Origin of the sequence: Phreatobacter sp. AB_2022a (assembly GCF_026847585.1) — a bacterium.
Taxonomy (GTDB): domain Bacteria; phylum Pseudomonadota; class Alphaproteobacteria; order Rhizobiales; family Phreatobacteraceae; genus Phreatobacter.
Window position 1 is genome coordinate 36,536 of the sequence record NZ_JAPSET010000018.1, and the last position, 21,089, is coordinate 57,624.

10 protein-coding genes and 1 pseudogene are annotated in these 21,089 nt (G+C 69.7%); 4 read left to right on the top strand and 7 right to left on the bottom strand.

Going from position 1 to position 21,089, the window contains the following annotated elements:
- Positions 1 to 78 precede the first annotated feature (78 nt).
- From OZ671_RS14795 to OZ671_RS14810, 4 genes are all read left to right on the top strand, one after another.
- On the top strand, positions 79 to 1,212 hold the full coding sequence (locus tag OZ671_RS14795; protein ID WP_268861456.1) for an ABC transporter permease: 1,134 nt from the start codon (positions 79 to 81) through the stop codon (positions 1,210 to 1,212).
- Between the two features lie 2 nt (positions 1,213 to 1,214).
- Positions 1,215 to 1,982 carry an ABC transporter ATP-binding protein gene (locus tag OZ671_RS14800; RefSeq protein WP_268861532.1) on the top strand — a complete coding sequence of 256 codons (768 nt, stop codon included), beginning with the start codon at positions 1,215 to 1,217 and terminating at the stop codon, positions 1,980 to 1,982.
- Positions 1,983 to 1,996: 14 nt separating this feature from the next.
- Complete coding sequence (locus tag OZ671_RS14805) at positions 1,997 to 3,232, top strand: MlaD family protein (RefSeq protein WP_268861457.1); 1,236 nt, start codon at positions 1,997 to 1,999, stop codon at positions 3,230 to 3,232.
- Between the two features lie 209 nt (positions 3,233 to 3,441).
- Complete coding sequence (locus OZ671_RS14810) at positions 3,442 to 4,035, top strand: ABC-type transport auxiliary lipoprotein family protein (RefSeq protein WP_268861458.1); 594 nt, start codon at positions 3,442 to 3,444, stop codon at positions 4,033 to 4,035.
- Between the two features lie 46 nt (positions 4,036 to 4,081).
- Here OZ671_RS14810 and treY read toward each other — a convergent pair whose 3' ends face one another.
- The 7 genes and pseudogenes from treY to OZ671_RS14845 form a co-directional block, all read right to left on the bottom strand.
- Positions 4,082 to 6,652, bottom strand: a complete 2,571-nt coding sequence (treY, locus tag OZ671_RS14815) for a malto-oligosyltrehalose synthase (RefSeq protein WP_268861459.1) — start codon at positions 6,650 to 6,652, stop codon at positions 4,082 to 4,084.
- Positions 6,649 to 8,664, bottom strand: coding sequence for a 4-alpha-glucanotransferase (gene malQ / locus OZ671_RS14820; RefSeq protein ID WP_268861460.1), 2,016 nt, complete (start codon positions 8,662 to 8,664; stop codon positions 6,649 to 6,651). Before malQ ends, treY begins: the two co-directional genes overlap by 4 nt.
- Positions 8,661 to 10,451 (bottom strand): malto-oligosyltrehalose trehalohydrolase, encoded by a 1,791-nt coding sequence (gene treZ, locus OZ671_RS14825; RefSeq protein ID WP_442957085.1) that lies wholly within the window; start codon positions 10,449 to 10,451, stop codon positions 8,661 to 8,663. Before treZ ends, malQ begins: the two co-directional genes overlap by 4 nt.
- Positions 10,425 to 12,518 (bottom strand): annotated as a pseudogene (gene glgX, locus OZ671_RS14830) (glycogen debranching protein GlgX); the annotation flags it as partial. The pseudogene glgX and the gene treZ, both read right to left, overlap by 27 nt.
- Positions 12,519 to 14,720 (bottom strand): 1,4-alpha-glucan branching protein GlgB, encoded by a 2,202-nt coding sequence (gene glgB, locus OZ671_RS14835; RefSeq protein WP_268861461.1) that lies wholly within the window; start codon positions 14,718 to 14,720, stop codon positions 12,519 to 12,521. It abuts the pseudogene before it with no gap.
- Positions 14,713 to 17,991 (bottom strand): maltose alpha-D-glucosyltransferase, encoded by a 3,279-nt coding sequence (treS, locus tag OZ671_RS14840; RefSeq protein ID WP_268861462.1) that lies wholly within the window; start codon positions 17,989 to 17,991, stop codon positions 14,713 to 14,715. The genes glgB and treS overlap by 8 nt, the downstream gene beginning before the upstream one ends.
- Positions 17,988 to 21,080 (bottom strand): alpha-1,4-glucan--maltose-1-phosphate maltosyltransferase, encoded by a 3,093-nt coding sequence (locus tag OZ671_RS14845; protein WP_268861463.1) that lies wholly within the window; start codon positions 21,078 to 21,080, stop codon positions 17,988 to 17,990. The genes treS and OZ671_RS14845 overlap by 4 nt, the downstream gene beginning before the upstream one ends.
- Positions 21,081 to 21,089: the final 9 nt, after the last annotated feature.

Here is a 21,089-nt window from a genome sequence, read left to right on the forward strand (position 1 = left end):
GCCAAGACGTCCGCGCGCATGCGCCGCAATCAGTCGGGAACCGGGCAGATCAGAGCCGTGCCAGCCGCATCGCCAGCAGTGGATGCCAGCCTCTCCAGCCGGGTCGAGGGCAATGTGCTCAAGGTGGCGCTCGTCGGTGCATGGACCGGCGAGAATGCCGGCGTGCTGGAGCAGGAGACGCGGCAATTGCTGGCGAGCAGCGGCGCGCCGGCCTCCGTCCTCGTCGATTTTTCCGGGCTGAAGCGGCTGGATACGCTCGGCGGCACGCTCGCCTGGAGCATCGAGCAGAATTTTCGCGACAAGGGCGTGCCGGTCGAGCGATCCGGCCTGACCGAAGCGGCCAATGTCATCTATGGCGAGGTCAGCGAGGGCCTCTCGGCGCCGGTCGAACCGCCGCCACCGCCGGCGCCCGCGCTGATCCAGGGGCTGCGCAAGGTCGGCGAGCAGACGCTCAGCGCCCGCGACGACCTCGTCGCGCTCCTGTCGTTCCTCGGCGAGGTCGTCACCGCCACGGGCAAGCTGGCCACGGGGCAGGGACGTTTCCGCCTGCCGGCGGTCGTCACCCAGCTCGACCATATCGCCTTCCGCGCCGTGCCGATCATGATGCTGATCACCTTCGTCATCGGCGCGATCATCGCCCAGCAGGGCCTGTTCTTCTTCGCCCGGTTCGGCGCCGATACCTATGTCGTCGACCTCGTCGCGATTCTCACCATGCGCGAGATCGGCGTGCTGATCGTCTCGATCATGGTCGCCGGCCGCACCGGCTCGGCCTTCACCGCCGAGCTCGGCTCGATGAAGATGCGCGAGGAGATCGACGCCCTCAGGGTCATGGGCCTCAATCCGATCGAGGTGCTGGTGCTGCCAAGGCTGATCGCGCTGATCATCGGCCTGCCGCTGCTGGTCGCGATCGGCGACCTCTCGGCGCTGATGGGCGGGGCGATCGTGTCCCAGCTCTATGGCCAGTTGCCGATGGAGCTGTTCTTCAGCCGCATGCAGGAGGAGGTCGGCCGCCGCCACGTCTGGATCGGCCTCGTCAAGGCGCCCTTCATGGCGCTGATCATCGGCCTCGTCGCCTGCGTCGAGGGCCTGAGGGTCGAAGGCTCGGCCGAGAGCCTCGGGCGCCAGACCACGGCCTCGGTGGTGAAGGCCATCTTCCTGGTGATCGTCATGGACGCGGTCTTCGCCATGTTCTTTGCGGCGATCGACCAGTGAGCATGATCCAGGACCCGATCATCTCGGTCAGGGACCTTGCCGTCGGCTTCGGCGAGCGCCTGATCATCAACGGGCTCGATCTCGACGTGCAGCGCGGCGAGGTGCTGGGGGTGGTCGGCGGGTCGGGCACCGGCAAGTCGGTGCTGACGCGCTGCATCATCGGCCTCGTGCCGAAGCGGCGTGGCCGGATCGCGGTGTTCGGCGAGGATCTCGACGACGCCTCGGCGCTCGAACGCAAGGCGATCGAGCGGCGCTGGGGCGTGCTGTTCCAGCACGGTGCGCTGTTCTCGTCGCTGACCGTGAAGCAGAACATCCAGGTGCCGCTGCGCGAATATCTCAAGCTGTCCGAGCCGCTGATGGACGAGATCGCGCGGCTGAAGATCGCCCTCGTCGGGCTGCGGCCCGACGCCGCCGACAAATACCCCTCCGAACTGTCGGGCGGCATGATCAAGCGGGCGGCGCTCGCGCGTGCGCTGGCGCTCGATCCGGAAATCGTCTTCCTCGACGAGCCGACCTCCGGCCTCGACCCGATCGGCGCCGGCGAGTTCGACGCGCTGATCAAGACGTTACGGGACACTTTGGGCCTGACCGTGTATATGGTCACCCATGATCTCGATAGCCTGGCGCGAATCTGTGACCGGATCGCAGCGCTCGCCGACGGCAAGGTGATCGCGACGGGAACGATGGCGGACATGCTGCGCCAGACGCATCCCTGGCTCAGGAGCTATTTCGGCGGCGACCGCGCGCGGTCGGCCGGAATATCGAAGTGAGGCGCTAGGAGGCCATGGAAACCAAGGCCAATACCACATTGATCGGGGCTTTCACGCTGGCCGTGCTGGCGGTTTTCGGCCTGTTCCTGTGGTGGTTCCTCCGCGCCGGCGATACCACCGTGCGCACGCAGTACGGCATCGTCTTTCCGGGTGCCGTGGCGGGCCTGAAGCCGGGCGCCAGCGTCTATTTCAACGGCCTCAGGGTCGGCGACGTGCGCAGCGTGCGGGTCGACCCGAAGGATCCGCGCCAGGTGCTCGGCGTCATTTCGGTCGCCTCCGACACCCCGGTGCGCAGCAATACGCGCGTCAGCCTGGATGTCGCGCTCCTCTCCGGCGTCGCGGCGGTCTCGCTGGCCGGCGGTTCGGCGGATGCGCCGCCACTGGTGCCGCCGGCGCCGGGCGAGCTGCCCATGCTGCGGGCCGATCCTTCGGCGATCCAGGACCTGCTGCAGGGCGCGCGCCAGATCATGACGAATGTCGACAATCTGGTGCGCCGGCTCGACGATACGATCGCGGCCGGCCAGGGCGGTTTCGACCGCAGCCTGCGCAATGTCGAGCGCTTCACCCAGGCGCTCGGCGACAATGCCGACAACATCAACACCTTCCTCAGCCAGGTCGGCGGCATTTCGAAGCGGCTCGACGTGATCCTGAGCCAGATCGAATCGGTCATGCAGGGCACCGAGCCCGGCCGGGTCGCCTCGATCCTGCGCAATGTCGACGACTTGACGCGCGGCCTCGCCAGCCAGACCGATTCCTTCGCCGAGCTCATCCGCGAGGCCAAGACCGCCTTCGGCTCGGCCGGCCGCACGCTTGCCGCGCTCGACGCCGACCGGATCAACCGCTCGTTCGCCAATATCGAGCGCTTCACCCAGACGCTGGGCGACAACTCCGCCAATGTCGACCAGATCGTCAAGAACGCCGCCGAGGTCTCGGCCAAGCTCAACGGCATGGCGGACCGGGTCGACGCCCTGCTGCGCAGCTTCGACGGCAATGGCGGCAACAACATGTTCGCCGAGTTCACCAATACCGCGCGGTCGATCCGCACGCTCGCCGAGCGGCTGGATACCCGGACCGCCCAGCTCTCCAATTCCATTTCGGGGTTCACCGACCGGACGTTGCGCGACATCCAGTCGCTCTCGGCCGACGGGCGGCGCACGCTCTCCGAGCTCGACCGCACGTTGCGCGCGCTGGAGCGCAACCCGCAGCGGTTCATCTTCGGCGGCTCGGGCGTGCCGGAATATCGCCGGTGAGCCCCGCGCTGACGGTTTCGTGCTGCATTTCCTGCGCTTTTGCGGTTTCTGGAATCGCGCGCAGCCGCTAACCTGCGGTCTCGATGTCATGGACTTGCAAGCGAGCGATCCGTGTCACTATGTAGAGGCAGCACCGTCTGCGGCGGCTGAAAGGCCGGTTGCTTGCGGAAATCCGCGCCCGATGCGGGCGGTCGATGAGGTTGGTATTGGTGCAGCGGCGCGGAAAGCTTCGGATCGGGCTGGCTCTCGCCGTCGCGCTCGCGCTGACGGGCTGCGCCTCGAGCAACACGCCGCAGACCTATGACCTGACGGCGCCGTCGAATTTCCCGACCCGTCCGGGGGCGCAGCGCGGCCAGCTCATCGTCGCCGAGCCGAAGGCGATCGCCAATATCGACACCGAGCGCATGGCGGTGCGCAACGCGGCCGGGGCGGTTTCTTATCTGAGCGACGGCGCCTGGGCCGACCGCCTGCCGCGGCTTCTGCAGGCGCAGATCATCCGCACCTTCGAGAATGCGAGCCATCTGCGCTCGATCGGGCGGCCCGGCGACCGTCTCACCGCCGATTTCCAGCTTCTCACCGAGATCCGTTCGTTCGAGGTGGTGGTCGGATCCGGCGCGGAGGCGGTGGTGGAACTGTCGGTGAAGCTCGTCAACGAGCGCACCGGGCGGATCCTGGCCGGCCAGGTGTTCAGTGGCCGGGCCCCGGTCGGCAGCGTCGACGCGGCCTCCGTTGCCGCCGCCTTCGACCGGGCGGCGCAGGACGTTCTGCGCAGCATCGTCGTCTGGGCCTCGGGACGGGTCTGACCCGACCGGATAGCGGCCGGCCCGATGGCGCGGGCAGAGGGCTGGCTCACCAATTGACCAGCAGCGCCACCGGGAACTCGCGGAGAAGCTCATCGAGGTTGAACGGTGGCCCGGTGAAGCGCCGCCCGTCGCAGACATTGCGCAGAACGCCGGTCGCCGGCCCGCCCATCGCGACCGAGGTGCCGTCCCAGGTGCCGGCGGCGAAGGACGGCCCGCCGCCGTCCGGAAGCATCGCAAAGACCTCGCGCGGCACCACGGTCACCGCGATCCTGCCGCGGAAACTGCGCGCGAAGGCGAGGACATGACGATGGCGGTCCCCCTCGGCCGCAAGCGGATCGTAACGCCCGGCGGCGAAGACGTCGGGGCAGCCGGCGCGCGCGGCGAGCACGGAGCCGATCAGCGCCTGCTTGGCGCGCCCGTCACGCCACGTGCCGAGATGGCGTGCCGGCGGCTCGCCCGGCGCGAAGCACGCCTTGCGCCGCGCCCAGTCGACCGGCCGGCGATTGTCGGGGTCGACGAAGCTGAAATCCCAGAGGTCGCAGCCCTGATAGATGTCGGGGACCCCCGGCGCGGTCAGTTTCAGGAGGCATTGCGCGAGGCCGTTCACGGCGCCGGCCGGCGCGATCCGCTGCGCCGCGACGGCCAGCGCGAGGCCGACCGGGCTGGCGCCATCGAGGATCCGGTCGATGCAGGCCGCCGCGGCCGCCTCATAGGCCGCGTCGGGGCTTTCCCACGAGGAGCGCTGCTTGGCCTCGCGCAAGGCCTTGACCTGCCAGGCCTTGAGCCGGTCGGCGAAGCCCCGCCGCTCCGCCTCGCTCAACGGGCCTTCGGCCAGAGGCCAGCCGCCGACGATCATCTGGAAGAGCGTGGCGCGGTCGGCGCGCGATACTCCACCCGCGGCGGCTTCGGTGCCGGCGAGCGCCGAGCGGACGATGCCGGCCCAGAGCGCGGGGGCTTCGCTCAGCACGGCGAGACGGGCCCGGAGATCCTCGCCGCGCTTGTGGTCGTGGGTCGCGGTGGCGAGCAGCGCCGCCGGGTAGGTGGCGAGCCGCTGTTTCGCCGCCTCATGAAAGGCGTCCCCGGCCGCCAGGCGCCCGGGGTCGAAGCCGACATCGACGCGCGACAGGATCCGGCCATAGCGATAGAAGGCCGTGTCCTCGCCGGCCTTCGCCGCCAGCGATACCGAGAGCTGGCGGAATTTCCGCAGCGCCGCGCGCCGCCGCCGGCGCGCCGGCACATCGCGGTCGCGCAGGATCTCGCCGACCAGCCGGATCAGGTCGCGGTCGGCGGGATGGGCGCTCGCCGTCGCCCGGGCGATGGCGTCGTCGAGCGCCACGCTCTCGCCGGCCTCATAGGTGCGGTAGCGGCGGAAGCAGACCAGCACGCCGCGTAACGCCCGCCGCAGCGACGCCATACCGTGGTCGCGATGCGCGGGATCGGCCTGCAGCAGCAGCGCGACGGCACGGCAGAGCGCTTCGAACGACGCCCCGAAATTGCGCTCCAGCAGCTCGCCGCGCGCCTGTCCCTCGATCGCCGCGAAATCCCGGCCGTCGCCGCAGATCTCGCGCCAGAGCGCGTCGAGCGGCGCCTCTCCCGACGGCGCGTGGAGCAGCAGCGACACCTCGTTCATGAAATCGTATCCGCTCGTGCCGTCCGTGCCCCAGCCGCGCGGCAATTGCTCGCCGGGGGCGAGAATCTTCTCGACGACGAGATAGGCCGGCCCCGCGCCGGCCTGCGGCGGGCGCTGCGGATCAAGGCCGGCGAGGCGGCGGCGCAGGCGCCGGCAATAGGCTTCGGGATCGGCCAGGCCGTCGACATGATCGATGCGGAAGCCGTCGACGACGCCCTCGGCATAGAGGCGCAGCAGCGTCTCGTGCGTCGCCTCGAAGACGCCGGCATCCTCGATGCGCAGCCCGGCGAGCTCGCTGACGTCGAAGAAGCGGCGCCAGTTGATCATGTCGTTGGCGGTGCGCCACCAGGCCAGGCGATAGTGCTGGCGCTCCAGCAGGGCGTGGAGCCTGCCGCGCCCGTCCGGGGTGGCGGGATCATAGGCGGCAGGCCCCGCGCCGCGCACGGTCTCCGCATCCTCCGGGCGCAGCGGGAAGAGATGATCGAAATGGCGCAGCGCGATCGGTAAGCCCGCTTCTCCGCCCGCCAGCCGGATCTCGCCGGCGGCGAGCGCTTCGCCATAGGGGCGGCCGAGAAAAGGGACGAGCACCTTGCCGCGCAGGCCGGGGACGGGCGAGGCCCAGTCGATGTCGAAGACGGCTGCAAACGCGCTGTTGCGGCCGTTCGCCAGCACATCCAGCCACCAGCGGTTTTCGTGGCCGCCGACGGCCATGTGGTTGGGCACGATGTCGACGATCAGGCCCATGCCGCGCGCCCGAAGCGCCTCCGACAGGGCGCGCAGCGCATCCTCGCCGCCAAGCTCGGGATTGACCTCTGCCGGATCGACCATGTCGTAGCCGTGCATCGATCCGGCGCGCGCCTTGAGGATCGGCGAGGCATAGAGATGGCTGATGCCGAGCGCGCGCAGGTGCTCGAGCTGCGGCAGCATGTCGGCGAAGGTGAAGCCGGCATGGAACTGGATGCGCATGGTTGCGCGCGGCGCGGTCATCGCGCGGGCCTCCGGGCGCTGAGGAGCCGCGCGCGCCTGGCCACGCGCGGTTCGGCGAGGCTCTGCGCCGCCTCATGCGGCATGCGGCGGCGCCAGTTCGGGTGCTGATCGATCGTGCCCGGCATGTTGGGCTGGTCAGGCGTGCCGACGAGATCCTCCATCGGAACGAGGCAAAGGCCGGCTTCGCCGGCTGCGGTGAAATCGATGGCGCGGTCGACGAAGGCCTGGGCATCGCTGGCAGCCGGCGCGGGGCCGGCGCTCGGGTCGTGGGCGCGAATGGCGCGCCAGAGCGCTGCGCGGTCGCGCCGCCGGACCGCTGCCGCCTCCTCGCCGCCCGCCAGGCCGGCCGCCTCGCGCCAGGCGAGATCCGCGCCGGACCACCAGCCGGCCAATGTCGGCAGGTCATGGGTCGAGGTCATCGCGACGCCGTTCGCCGGCCAATCCTCAGGCGTGGCAAAGCCGGCGCCGGCGCGCTCGAACCAGAGCACGTTCATGCCGCAGACGCCGCGGGCGGCCAGCGTGCCGCGAAAGCCCGGCGGCACGGTGCCGAGGTCCTCGGCGATCACGACAGCCTTGCGCCGCCGCGATTCCAGCGTCACGCAACGGATCAGGTCGTCGAACGGATAGGCGAGATAGGCGCCGTCGGTGGGGTCGGCGCCTTCCGGAATGAGCCAGAGCCGCCTGAGGCCCATCACATGGTCGAGGCGAACCCCGCCGGCATGGGCCATGGCGGCGCGGAGCATGGCGGCAAAGGGTGCGCAGGCCGTGTCCCGCAGCGCCAGCGGCGAGAAGGTCGTCAGACCCCAGTTCTGGCCCGCGCGGTTGATCAGGTCGGGCGGCGCGCCGATCTGAAGTCCGACCAGCATGCTCGCCTGATCGCTCCAGGCATCCGACCCGTCGGGGCTGACGCCGACGGCGACATCGGCGATGAGGCCGATGCTCATGCCGGCCTGGCGCGCGCGACGATGAGCCTGTTCATGCGAACAGGCCGCGAGCCATTGCAGGAAGCCATGGAATGCGACGGCGTCGCCGTCGGTGAGATCCGGCCCGGGGGCTCGCCAAAGGCGCCAGGGCAGCGGCACACCGGAGGCGTCGCGACGGGCATCGTGCGAGGCCTCGAAACGGGCATGCCGGGCCAGCGCCGCGCCGCCGGCCTTGCGGAAGGCGGCGAGGGCGGCCGCCTCCAGTCCGGAGGTCCGCCTGATATCGGCGAAGAGCTCTCTCAGCCAGGCCATCTTGAGCGCGTGGGCGTGCGGCCAGTCGATCAGTTCGCCGGTCTCGAGCCGTCGGCGCGGCGCCTCGGGGGCAACCTTGTGCAGCGCCGCGGCGCAGCGCTCCTCGCCGAGGGCCGCCGCGGGGTCCGCGAGCAGCGCGTTGAGGAAGAGGCGGCTCGAGGGCGAATAGGGGCTGTAGGCGGAGGGATCGGCGGCGAACAGGGCGTGAGCGGGGCTCAGCGCCAGCGCCGCCGCGCCGGCTGCTGCCAGGCGCTCGGCCAGAACCGCGACGCTGCCCATGTCGCCAATGCCGCAGTCGCCGGCGCGGCGCAGGCCGTAGATCTGCGCCACGGCGCCCCATGCGTGGGCATCGCCGATGGCCTCGGCGATCGTCCAGCACCGCTGCGGCGCGACGCAGAGCGTGATCTCCGTGCCGTCGGCGATCAGGCGGTGGCGGCCGGTCTCGCCGAGCACCGGCAGGGCGGCCTGGACATCGGCGAGCGGCACTTCGGCGCCGCTCTCGCAGAGGATGACGCCCCGGCCGATCGTGAAGCCCGGCGGCAGCGCGATCGGCGATCCGGCATCGCCGGTCAGCGCGCGCGGCCTTGCGTCGCGGCGCAGCTCCAGCCGGCGCAGGCTGTCGGCGACATCGGCATCGCTGTCGCAAGGCAGATGCAGCGCGCCGAGGATCCGGCGCAGGACCGGCGGCGCGACACGGCGGTCGGCGCCGGCATAGTCGGTCCATTCGACCGCGATGCCGGCCGACCGCGCCAGCCGTTCGAGCCGCGCGTCGGTCATGACGGAGCGTCCAGCATCACCACCGTGCAGCGTGCGGGAAGCGCGCCGCCGCGCACGGCGTCCGCGCCGCCGGGACGGCTTTCATGCAGCAGCCGGCCGCCAAGATTGCCGCAAGCGGCGGGGTGGGGTGCGAAATTCGCCGCGATGGCGAGCGTGCCGGCCGCTCCGAGGCGCCAGCGCGCCAGCACCGCCGCATCCGAAAGCGTGACCGCATCGAGGCTCTCCGTCCGGTCGAGATGCGGCATCAGCACGGTCCGGCGCAGCTCGAGCAGCCGCCGGTAGAGCGCATGCCGCGCCGGCCCGGCCTCGGCATCCGGCCGCGGCAGGGAGGCTTCGAAAGTGTCGGGACTGTTGGGGTCGGGCAGCGGGCGCTGCGACGCCACCCGCGCGAACCCGTCGAAGGCCTGGAATTCGCGCGTCCGGCCTTCGCGGACGGCGGCCGCCAGAGGCTCGTCGTGGTCCGTGAAGAACAGGAACGGCGAGCGGCTGGCGGTTTCCTCGCCCATGAAGATCAGCGGGATCTGCGGCGACAGACATTGCAGCGCGATGGCCGCTTCGAGCGCCTGGGGATCGGCGAGCGCGGTCAGCCGTTCGCCGAATGCGCGGTTGCCGATCTGGTCGTGGTTCTGAAGAAAGGCCACGAAGGCTGTCGTCTTCAGCCCCGTGGTCGAAACGCCGCGGCGGCGCCCGCCGCGATGAGCCGAGGGCTCGCCCTGATACACGAACCCGTGCGCCAGCGCGCGTGCCAGTCGTTTCGCCGGCGCGTCGGCATAATCGCGGTAATAGCCGTCCGTTTCGCCGGTCAGGAGGACATGCAGCACGTGATGCAGGTCGTCGTTCCACTGGGCGTCGAACCCTTTGGCGAGCAGGCGCGCGTCATTGTCGTCGTTCTCCAGGACGAGATGGATCAGCCGGTCCGGAAAGCGCGCCCTGACCGCGCGCGCCGTGTCTTCGAGCCAGTCGGGCGCGCCGATCGCGTGGACGGCATCGAAGCGCAGGCCGTCGAAGCGGAATTCGTCCAGCCAGTAGAGCGCATTCTCGGTGAAGTAGCGCCTGACTTCCGGCTGGCCGAAATCGATGGCGTCGCCCCAGGCGGTGCCGCCACCGGGCCGGAAGAAATCGCGGGCATAGGACGGCAGGTAGTTTCCGTCCGGCCCGAAGTGATTGTAGACGACGTCCAGAAGCACCATCAGGCCGTGGCCGTGGGCCGCATCGACCAGCGCCTTGAGGTCGTCGGGCGAGCCATAGGCCTCGGCCGGCGCGAAAGGCAGGACGCCGTCGTAACCCCAGTTGCGGCGGCCCGGAAAGGCGTTGACCGGCATCAGCTCGACCGCCGTCACGCCGAGCCCTGCGAGGTCCGGCAGCTTCGCCGCGACGCCGGCATAACCGCCGCAGGCGCCGGCGTGCAGCTCGTAGATGACGGCTTCGCGCCAGGGACGCCCGCGCCAGGCCGCGTTGCGCCAGCGATAGGCGTTCGGATCCGGCACCAGGCTCCACCCGTGCACGCCGCCCCGCTGCGCGCGGGCGGCCGGATCGGGCACGGCGAGATCGCCGTCGATCCGGAACCGGTAGGCTTCGCCCGGCCGGCAATGATCCACCGCCTCGAACCATCCGCCCGCGCCTGCGCTCATCCCGGTCGTGCCTCGGCCGTCGATGTCGAGCGCGACGCTCCCGGCCTGCGGCGCCCAGAGGCGAAACCGGGTTCGGCCATCCGCGGTGGCGGCGGGGCCGAACCGGGGAGCGTCGGAAGCGGCGCCGGGTGCCGGCAGCCGGCAATGCACCAGCACCACGCCATGAGCCGGCACGGCAAGCGGCGATGCCGCCGGACCTTCGGGACGATCGGGCTGCGCGCTGTCGAGCAGCAGCCGTGCGTCGGAAGCCGGAGGCGGAAGGACGAATTCGCGGTCCTCACCGAGCGGGTTGAGCATCATCAGGAAGATGTCGATCGAACCGTCGCCGGCCACGCTGGCGCGGCGCAGCATGAGCAGCTGGTGGGCGCCGTCGGTCCAGGCCTCCTCGGTCAGCCGTTCGCCGCGCTCGTCGAACCAGTCGATGTCCGGCAGGCCGGGCGCCAGCTCGTCCCTGCCGTGCAGGAACTTCCGGCAGCGCAGGATCGGGTGCGCGTGACGCAGGGCGATGAGGCGCCGGGTATAGGCGAAAAGCGCTTCGCCCCGCGGCGCCTTGGCAAGGGTCCAGTCCAGCCAGGAGATCTCGTTGTCCTGGCAATAGGCATTGTTGTTGCCCCCCTGGCTCCGGCCGAATTCATCGCCGGCGAGCAGCATGGGCGTGCCCGCCGCCATGAACATGGTCGCGAGCAGGGCGCGCTGCACGCGGCGGCGGGTCTCGTTGATGGCATCGTCGTCGGTTGCGCCCTCCACCCCCCAATTGGCGGAGAGATTGTCGCTTGCGCCGTCGCTGTTGCCTTCACCGTTCGCCTCGTTGTGCCGGTCGGCATAGGAGACGAGGTCGAGGAGGGTGAAGCCGTCATGCGCGGCGACATAGTTGACCGAGGCCCAGGGCCGGCGCGCGCGGCGGTCGAAGAAGTCGCTGGAGCCGGCGAGGCGAGCGGCGATTTCCGCCCGCTGGCCCGTGTCGCCGCGCCAGAACCGGCGGGCGCCGTCGCGGAAGCGATCGTTCCACTCGGCAAAGCCCGGCGGATGGTGGCCGAGCTGGTAGCCGCCCGGGCCGACGTCCCACGGTTCGGAGATGAGCTTCACCTGCGACAGGACCGGGTCCTGGCGCAGGGCGTCGAAAAAACCGGCGCCGGGATCGAAGCCATGCGCTTCGCGGCCGAGCGTCACGCCGAGATCGAAGCGGAAGCCGTCGACGTGGAACGAGGTGACCCAGTAGCGCAGCGAATCCAGCACGAGCTGGATAACGCGCGGATGGCTGAGATTGAAGGTATTGCCCGTGCCGGTATCGTTGACGCAGTGGCGCGGGTCCTCCTGCAGCAGACGATAGTAGCTGGCATTGTCGAGGCCGCGGTAGCTGAGCGTCGGTCCGAGCTCGCTGCCTTCGGCGGTGTGGTTGTAGACGACGTCGAGGATGACTTCGATGCCGGCGGCGTGCAGGCGGCGCACTGCCACGCGGATTTCGTTGAGATCGCCGTTGGAGAGATAGCGCGCCTCCGGCGCGAAGAAGCCGAGCGTGTTGTAGCCCCAGTAGTTGCGCAGCCCCTTTTCGAGCAGATGCCTGTCCTGAACGAAGGCGTGGATCGGCATGAGTTCGATCGCGGTCAGGCCGAGGCGCCGCAGATGATCGAGCACGGCGGGATCGCCCAGCGCCGCGAAGGTGCCGCGCTCGGGCGTGCGAATGCTGTCACACAGCATGGTCAGCCCGCGCGGATGGGCTTCGTAGATGACGGTGTCCGCCCAGGGTGTGCGCGGCGGCCGGTCGTCGGCCCAGTTGAAGCTGTCGTCGGTGACGACCGCCTTGGGCATCCCGGCGGCGCTGTCGCGGCGGTCGAAGGACAGGTCGGCGCGGGGCGAGGCGACACGATAGCCGAACAGCGCATCGGTCCAGCGGACATGGCCGCTCATGCGGCGCGCATAGGGGTCGAGCAGCAGCTTGTGCGGATTGAAGCGATGGCCTTCGTGCGGCCGGTAGGGACCGTAGGCGCGATAGCCGTAGAGGAGGCCGGCCCGGGCATTCGGGAGATAGCCGTGCCAGACCTCGTCGGTGCATTCCGGCAGCGGCAGGCGGGCGATCTCGCGCCGGCCGGTAGGGTCGAACACGCACAGATCGATCCGTTCGGCATGGGCGGAGAAGACCGCGAAATTGACGCCGAGTCCGTCGGAGCTCGCGCCGAGCGGGTATGGCTTGCCGGGGTCGAGCGTGTCGGCGATGACGGACATTCAGCCCTCGTGCTTCAGGATGATCACGGCCAGAGGCGGAACCGTCGCCCGGATCGAGAAGGGCTGGCCGTGAGCGGGGGCGGCGAACGCCTCGACGCTGCCGCCATTGCCCATGTTGGAGCCGCCATAGACGGCGGCGTCGGTGTTCAGGAGTTCGCTCCAGCGGCCACGCAGCGGCGCCCCGACGCAGTAGTTCTCGAGCGGCGTCGGCGTCATGTTGACGAGCACCAGGATCGGCGGCGTCCCGGCTGCGCCGAGGCGCAGAAAGGCGAAGACCGAGTTCGTCCGATCGTCGCCGATCAGCCAGCGGAACCCCTCCGGATCCGCATCGCGCTGATGCAGCGCGGGCTCGCGCCGATGGAGGATGTTGAGGTCGCGAACCAGGCGGCGCACGCCGTCATGGCGTGGATCGTCGGCGAGCGGCCAGTCGATCTCGGCTTCATGGTTCCATTCGCGCATCTGGGCGATCTCGCCGCCCATGAACAGCAGCTTCTTGCCCGGATGCGCCCACATGAAGCCGAAATAGGCGCGCAGATTGGCGAACCGACGCCAGTCGTCGCCCGGCATCCGGCCGATGAGCGAGCCCTTGCCGTGCACGACCTCGTCATGGGACAGCGGCAGGATGAACTTTTCCGAGAAGGCATAGACGAGGCCGAAGGTAAGGTCGTCATGGTGCCATTTGCGATGGACCGGATCGCGGCTCATGTAGCGCAGCGTGTCGTTCATCCAACCCATGTTCCACTTGTAGGAAAATCCCAGCCCGCCATCGCGGACCGGGCGCGTGACGCCCGGCCAGGCGGTCGATTCCTCGGCGACCATGATCGCGCCCGGACAGCGCTCGGCCACCGCCCCGTTGAGGCGCTGCAGGAAATCGACGGCTTCCAGATTTTCCCGTCCGCCGTGGATGTTGGGCGTCCATTCGCCGGCGGCCCGGCTGTAGTCGCGGTAGAGCATCGAGGCGACCGCATCGACCCGCAGTCCGTCGACATGGAACTTTTCGAGCCAGAACAGCGCGCTGGCGATGAGGAAGCCCTGCACCTCGTGCCGGCCGAAATTGTAGATCAGGGTGTTCCAGTCGCGGTGGAAACCCTGATGCGGGTCGAGATGCTCATAGAGCGCCGTGCCGTCGAAGCGCGCGAGGCCGTGCGCGTCGGTCGGAAAGTGCGCGGGCACCCAGTCGAGCAGGACACCGATACCGGCGAGGTGGCAGGCGTCGATGAAGGCGGCCAGATCGTCCGGCGAGCCGTAGCGCGCGCTGGGCGCGAACAGCCCGAGGGGCTGATAGCCCCAGGAGCCGCCGAAGGGATGTTCGGTCACCGGCAGCAGCTCGATATGGGTGAAGCCCATCTCGCCGACATAGGGGATGAGGGTGCGTGCCAGCCGCCGCCACAGCGGCTCGGAGGACTCGCCGCCGCGCGGCGCCATCCATGAGCCGACATGCACCTCGTAGATCGACATCGGTGCGTCGGCCTGCTGCCCCGCCTCGCGCCGGGCCATCCAGTCCCGGTCGTGCCATTCATGCACCATCGGCCCGGGCGCGACGGAGGCCGTGGAGGGCGGCCGCTCGGTTTCGCGCGCCAGCGGGTCGGCCTTGGCCGCCAGGCGCGTGCCGTCGCGGGCGCGGATTGCATATTTGTAGCGATCGCCCGGTCGGGCGCGCGGCACGAAGATCTCCCAGATGCCGGCCTCGCGCCGCAGGCGCATCGGGTGGCGCCGTTCGTCCCAGGCGTTGAAGTCGCCGATCACGGCGACGCGGCTCGCATTCGGCGCCCAGACGGCAAAGCACAGTCCCGGAACGCCGTCGATCGTCCGGCAGGATGCGCCGAGCGCCTCGCTCAGCTGGAAATGGCGGCCCTCGGCAATGAGATAGAGATCGAGTTCGCCGAGCAGGGGGCCGAATGAATAGGGGTCTTCCGTCTCCTGCACTGCGCCCGGCCAGCGGATGCGCAGGCGATAGGGGACGGACCGCCCCAACACGCCCTCGAACAGGCCTTCGGCCGGACCGGGCGACAGTTCGGCGAGCAGCTTGCCGCCGTCCCGTTCGATCGCTTCCACGCCGATGGCGCCGGGCAGACAGACGCGCAGCAGTTGACCCTTGCCCGCCGCGTGCGGCCCAAGCACGGCGAAGGGGTCGCCATGCGTGCCCTCGACCAGGGCGCGCGCCTCGGCCGGATCGAGTGTCGTCGCGGAGCGTCTAGCCATCGACCGCCTCCGCCTCGACGACGGTATCGAGAACCGCTGCGAGGCCGCGCAGCGGCACGTGGATCCAGGCCGGCCGGTTGGCGGCTTCATAGGCGATCTCGTAGGCCGCCTTCTCGATCAGGAAGAGGTCGAGCAGCGCCTGGTGGTCGCCGAGCGGCAGCGAAGCCGCTGCCGCGCGATAGCTGTCGAGAAAGGCGCTGGAGGCCCTGGCGCGGAACCGCGCCAGCAGGCGGTCGCGCTGCTGCGCATTGGCCGGCGCGACACCGGTTTCGGCGCGCTGGGTCACCATCTCCGCGGCATAGTCCAGCGAGCGCAGCAGCCCGGCGGCGTCACGCAGGGGACTCGCCTTGGCGCGGCGCTCGTCGAGACTGCGCTGCGGCTCGCCTTCGAAATCGATGATGTAGGCATCGCCATTGGCGACCAGCACCTGGCCGAGGTGGAAATCGCCGTGAATGCGGCACAGAAGGGCGCCATGCAGGCCTTGCGCCAATCGTTGGATCGTTCTGCGCGTGGCGTCCGCGCGCGCGGCGACGGTGCGCGCGATCTCGGCATCGGCAGCGGCGAGCTGCGCCTCGGCAAGACGGTGCAGCGCACGGTCGAAGCCGGCGGTCACGCGTGCCGCGCAGGCCGCCACGTCGGCCGCCTGGGCATGGCGCGGCGCGAAGGCCGGATCCTGGGTGGGCGCTGCCAGCGCAACATGCATCGCGCCGAGGCGGGCGCCGATCGTGCCGGCCAGCGCGACGCTGGCGGCAAGCGCGTCGTCGGCCTGGGCCGAGTCGTCGCCGAGGCCATATTCGTCAGCCGCGCGCGCCGTCTGCTCCAGCGTCCACGCCCAGGCATCGCCCTGGTTGCGCACGAAGCCCTGGGCGATCGCGATGGTCGTCGGTTCCTCGCCGTCCCGGACATGCACGACCTCGCCGAGCAGCGGCGCAGTGTTGGCGAAGGCGCGGTCGGTCAGGCAGCGCGTCATTTCCGGCTCGGGATGCCGGCCGCGGAACAGCGAGCGGATGATCTTGAGCACCACGGCATCGCCGACGATGAGCGAGCTGTTCGACTGCTCGGCCGCGATCCATTGCACCTCGGCGCCCGGCGGCGGCGCGGCGGCCGCGAGCAGCGGGCTGGCAAGGAAGCGGATCTCGCCGTCGGCGACCGGCATATGCGCTCCGGCCACGAGGCCGGCGATCAGGGCGTGCGCGAAGTCGGGCATGGCGAAGGCGTCGGTCAGCATGCCGACGCGCCGGCCGCGGCGTACGCGCACGAGGCCGAGCTGGGTCGGCAGCGCCGCGTGAACCTCGTCCTCCCAGGCGATCGTCATAGGCAGGAACCAGCGGTTTTCCGGGTTCGGGCCGGCGGTGATCTCGATCAGCAGCGTCTCGCGCACGGCCCCGGGCAGGGCGGCGATGGTGCGGAACGCGACGCGGCCGACCTTGTCGCTCTTGCCCGAATACCAGCGGCGCTTGGCGAGGTAGACCGGCAGGATGGCCTCGCGCAGGCGCTCGCCCGCCGGCCCCTCCAGCCCCTCGGCGAGGCTGCCCCGCAGGACCAGCGTCTCAGTCTCCGGCATCGGCTCGGGTGCCGGCGTATGCCAGCTGGGCCATTGCGCTTCGGTCGCCAGCAGGAACCAGTAGAAGCCGTAGGGCGGCAGGGTGAGCAGGTAGGTCAGCTCGCCGATCGGCGGGAAGACGGAGCCGCCGGTCATTTCGATCGGCAGCCGGCCCGCCAGCTCCGACAGGTCGAGCTCGACGGCCTGCGGCGTCCGCGCGAGATTGGCGACGCACAGGATGGTCTCGTCATCGTATTGTCTGAGATAGGCGAGCACCTTGCGGTTCGTGGGATAGAAAAACTTGAGGTTGCCGCGGCCGAAGGCCTTGTGCTGGCGACGCACGCCGAGCATGCGGCGCACCCAGTTGAGCAGCGAATGCGCGTCGCGGCTCTGGGCCTCGACATTGACCGAGTCGAAGCCGTAGAGCGGATCCATGATCGGCGGCAGAACCAGCGCCGCGGGATCGGCGCGCGAGAAGCCGCCGTTGCGGTCCGGCGACCACTGCATGGGCGTGCGCACGCCGTCGCGGTCTCCGAGATGGATGTTATCGCCGATGCCGAGCTCGTCGCCGTAGTAGATGACCGGCGTCCCGGGCATGGAGAACAGGAGGCTGGTCATCAGCTCGATGCGGCGGCGGTCGCGGTCGAGCAGCGGGGCGAGCCGGCGCCGGATGCCGAGATTGAGCCGTGCGCGCCGGTCGCTGGCATAGGCCTGCCAGAGATAGTCGCGTTCGGAGTCGGTCACCATTTCGAGCGTCAGCTCGTCGTGGTTGCGCAGGAAGATCGCCCATTGGCAGTTGGCCGGAATGTCCGGCGTCTGGCGCATGATGTCGGTGATCGGGAACCGGTCCTCGCGCGCCAGTGCCATGTACATGCGCGGCATCAGCGGGAAATGGAACGCCATGTGGCATTCATCGCCGTCGCCGAAATAGTCCTTGGTGTCTTCCGGCCACTGGTTGGCCTCGGCCAGCAGCATCCGGTCGGGATAGCGCTCGTCGAGCGCGGCGCGCAGCCGCTTCAGCACGTCATGCGTCCCCGGCAGGTTCTCGCAGCTGGTTCCCTCCTGTTCGATCAGATAGGGAACCGCATCGAGCCGGAGACCGTCGACCTGCATGTCGAGCCAGAACTTCATGACCCGCAGGATGGCGCGGAAGACGTTCGGGTTCTCGAAATTGAGGTCGGGCTGATGCGAGTAGAAGCGATGCCAATAATAGGCGCGCGCCTCGCTATCCCAGGTCCAGTTCGACCGCTCGGTGTCGACGAAGATGATGCGCGCGTCGGCATATTTCCTGTCGTTGTCGGACCAGACGTAGAAATCGCGATAGTTGGAGCCGGGCTTGGCGCGGCGCGCCCGCTGGAACCAGGGATGCTGGTCGGAGGTGTGGTTGATCACCAGTTCGGTGATCACCCGCAGTCCGCGCGCATGCGCTTCCGTGATGAAGCGCCTGACGTCGGCCAGCGTTCCGTAGTCGGGATGGACCGCGAGATAGGCGCTGATGTCGTAGCCATCGTCGAGGCGCGGCGAGGGGTAGAAGGGCAGAAGCCAGATCGTGTTGACGCCGAGCTCGGCAATGTAGTCAAGCTTCTCGATGAGGCCGGGGAAGTCGCCGATGCCGTCATTGTTGCTGTCGAAGAACGACTTGACGTGCAGCTGGTAGATGGCCGCGTCCTTGTACCACAGCGGGTCGCTGCTGAAGTTCGGATGACGGCGATGGTTCCGTCCCTTCATGACCGGCCTCCGCTGCGCGGCGCGATGCGGAAGATCGCGAAGGGCAGGTCCTGCGGGTCGAGGCGGATGTGCTGGATCTTGCCGGTCCAGCTGAAGCGCTCGCCGCGCCAGAGGTCCTCGACCTCCACCGTTTCATGGTCGGGCAGGCCCCATTCCCAGAGCGGTACCTCGAACGCGCATGCCTGCACGCCGTGGGGGTCGAGATTGACGAGGACGAGGATCAGCGTGCCGGTCGATGGGGCGCCCTTGCCGTAATAGAGGACCGCGTCGTTGAAGGCGTTGTAGAAGCGGACGTCGAGATGCGTCTGCAGCGCGCCATGGCCGCGCCGGAGCCGGTTGAGCCGCGCGATCTCCGCGACGATGTTGCCGGGCGCCGCATAGTCGCGCGGACGCAGTTCGTATTTTTCGGAATCGCGATATTCCTCGCGGCCCGGAAGAGCGGCGGCCTCGCACAGTTCGAAGCCGGAATAGACGCCCCACAGGCCCGACAGGGTGGCGGCCAGTGCCGCGCGGACGAGGAAGCCCGGCCGGCCCGACGTCTGCAGATAGAACGGGTTGATGTCGGGTGTGTTGACGAAGAAATGGGGGCGGAAATAGTCCTTCGGCTCGGCCGTGCTCAGCTCTTCGACATAGCTCGCGATTTCCGCCTTGGTGTTTCTCCAGGTGAAATACGTGTAGGACTGCGAGAAGCCGACCTTGGCCAGCCGGTACATCATCTTGGGCCGGGTGAAGGCTTCCGAGAGGAAGATGACGTCGGGCCGGGTGTTGCGGATATCGGCAATCATCCATTCCCAGAACGGCAGCGGCTTGGTGTGCGGATTGTCCACGCGGAACATGCGCACGCCCTGGTCGATCCAGAACCGCACGACATCGCGCAGCGCCAGCCAGAGCGCAGGAATGGCCGCCGGGGCATAGAAATCGACATTGACGATGTCCTCGTATTTTTTCGGCGGGTTCTCGGCGTAGCGGATCGTTCCATCCGGCCGCCGCTGGAACCAACCGGGATGATCGGTCAGCCAGGGATGGTCCGGCGCGCACTGGATCGCGAAATCGAGGGCGATCTCGAGACCCTGGTGCTGCGCTGCGGTGACTAGGGCGCGGAAGTCGTCGAGCGTGCCGAGCGCCGGCAGGATGGCGTCGTGGCCGCCCTCCGCCGCGCCGATCGCATAGGGGCTGCCGACATCGCCGGGCGCGGCGGCGAGGCTGTTGTTGCGCCCTTTGCGGTTCTTGCGCCCGATCGGATGGATCGGCGGAAAATAGAGAACGTCGAAGCCCATGGCGCGGATGGCCGGCAGCCGGTCGATCACGTCGCGCAGCGTACCGTGGCGATGCGGATCGTCGGTCACGCTGCGTGGGAAGAGCTCGTACCAGCTGGCGAAAGCAGCCTGCGGACGCTCGATGTCGAACGGCAGCTGCGGCTCGCTGCGCGTCAGGAATTTGCGCGGATCGCGCGCCGCCATCGCCTGTCCGATGGCGGGCGACAGCAGCATCTCCGTACCTGCCGGATCGCGCTTCCCGAGACATTCGGCAAGCCGGGCGAGGTCAGGGTCGGGCGCGTGGGCCAGCGCCGCCTCGACCAGCAGCCGGGCCTCCTCCAGCTCCACGGCAATGTCGACCTCGGCCGCGATCTTGGCGCGCAAGGCGTGCCGCAGGCTCCCGAATACGTCCTGCCAGGCTTCGATCGCGACCAGATGCCGGCCGATGCGATCGGGCAGGATGACGGCCCGCCACCGGTCGTTGCCCATTGGCTCCATGGCGACGCGCCGCCAGTCCCTTTCGTCCGCCGGCCGCCACAGCAGCTCCGCCGCGATGAGGTCGTGGCCGTCCGAAAAGATGTCGGCCTCGACGTCCACCGGCCGCCCGACGATACGCTTGGCGGCGAAGCGGCCGCCGTCGATGGCGCCGCTGATGTGCTCGATGGCGATGCGCGGCGCCTGCGCCCAGCGGTCGACGGCCGGCCGGGGCCTCTTCACGATGACCGGCCGCGATGCGGCGAGCGGAATGAGGCGAACCTCTCCTGGCCCGAGCGGCCGCAGCTCTGCATCCCGGCCGGCGGCCGGCCGCAGGCTGCCGAACGCCATGGCCGGCAGGCCTGCGGGATCCGCGCCATTGTTGACGGCGACCGCGATGCCGGCGGCAGCGAGGCCGGGCGCAGGCGTGTCGGTGCGCAGGACGACGCCGATGGCTGCGCCATCATGGGCGGGGCGCGGCGGCGACAGCCCGGCGACCAGAGCGCAGCTCCGGTTGGCGGCCTTCACCTTCTCGCGCAGCATCTCGTCGGTCGGCGGAAACGCTTCGCCCGCCCGGTCGTCCGGCCAGGCATCGTCCGCACCGTCGGTCAGCATGTTGATGGGCGCGAACAGGCCGTTGCCGAGGCAGGCCGCGAGATCGAGAGCGCGGAGCGCCGCCGTCCGCCGGCTTTCGGCGCCCGCCGCGGCCGCCTGCTGGATCGTGGTTGGAGCAAGATGTTCGCCGCTCGGCACATCCGCCAGGGACAGCGCGGGGCCGAGCCGGTCCAGCAGTTCCGCCTCGTCGGCAAGCCAGGCCGCGCGTCCGTCCCACCAGGCTGCGGACAGAAAGCCACCAGCGAAACCGGCACCCTGCAGGCGGGTGATCTGGTCCCATGTGAGACCGGGTGTCCAGGCGTGCAGCGTGGCGCCCGGCTCGGCCGCGTGCAGCGCCGTCGCTATGGCGCGCCAGGCGGCATGCGGAGCAAGATGCGGGGTGCGGCACCGGAAATGACGCACGCCCTGCTGCGCGAGCGTGACGAGTTGCGTGCTCCACCACGCCTCGATGTCGTGCCGGGCGGCCGGGTCCTGCCAGCGCAGGCGGGGCGAGACCTGTTCGCGCCGCGGATCGGGCGGTGGAACCGCCGTCGGATCGGCGATCTGCCAGGCGGCCGGGATGGCGTTGCGCCCGAGCCCCTCGGGCTGTTCGAGGCAAATGTCGAGCATCATGGCGAGGCCGGCTTCACGCAGGGTATGGGCGACCTCGGTGATCGCCGCTGCGGCCGCGTCGCCGCCGAAGCGAAGGCCGAGGGCCAGCCCGTCGAAGCCGAGCGATCGCAGGTCCGCCGCGGCCCGTTCCAATCCCGCTCT

Bases quoted from the DNA above. Each gene is read 5' to 3' on its own strand.
- treY (WP_268861459.1), bottom strand. From the start codon at position 6,652: ATGACCGCGCCGCGCGCAACCATGCGCATCCAGTTCCATGCCGGCTTC.
- OZ671_RS14805 (WP_268861457.1), top strand. From the start codon at position 1,997: ATGGAAACCAAGGCCAATACCACATTGATCGGGGCTTTCACGCTGGCC.
- OZ671_RS14800 (WP_268861532.1), top strand. From the start codon at position 1,215: ATGATCCAGGACCCGATCATCTCGGTCAGGGACCTTGCCGTCGGCTTC.
- treS (WP_268861462.1), bottom strand. From the start codon at position 17,991: ATGAAGGGACGGAACCATCGCCGTCATCCGAACTTCAGCAGCGACCCG.
- malQ (WP_268861460.1), bottom strand. From the start codon at position 8,664: ATGACCGACGCGCGGCTCGAACGGCTGGCGCGGTCGGCCGGCATCGCG.
- glgB (WP_268861461.1), bottom strand. From the start codon at position 14,720: ATGGCTAGACGCTCCGCGACGACACTCGATCCGGCCGAGGCGCGCGCC.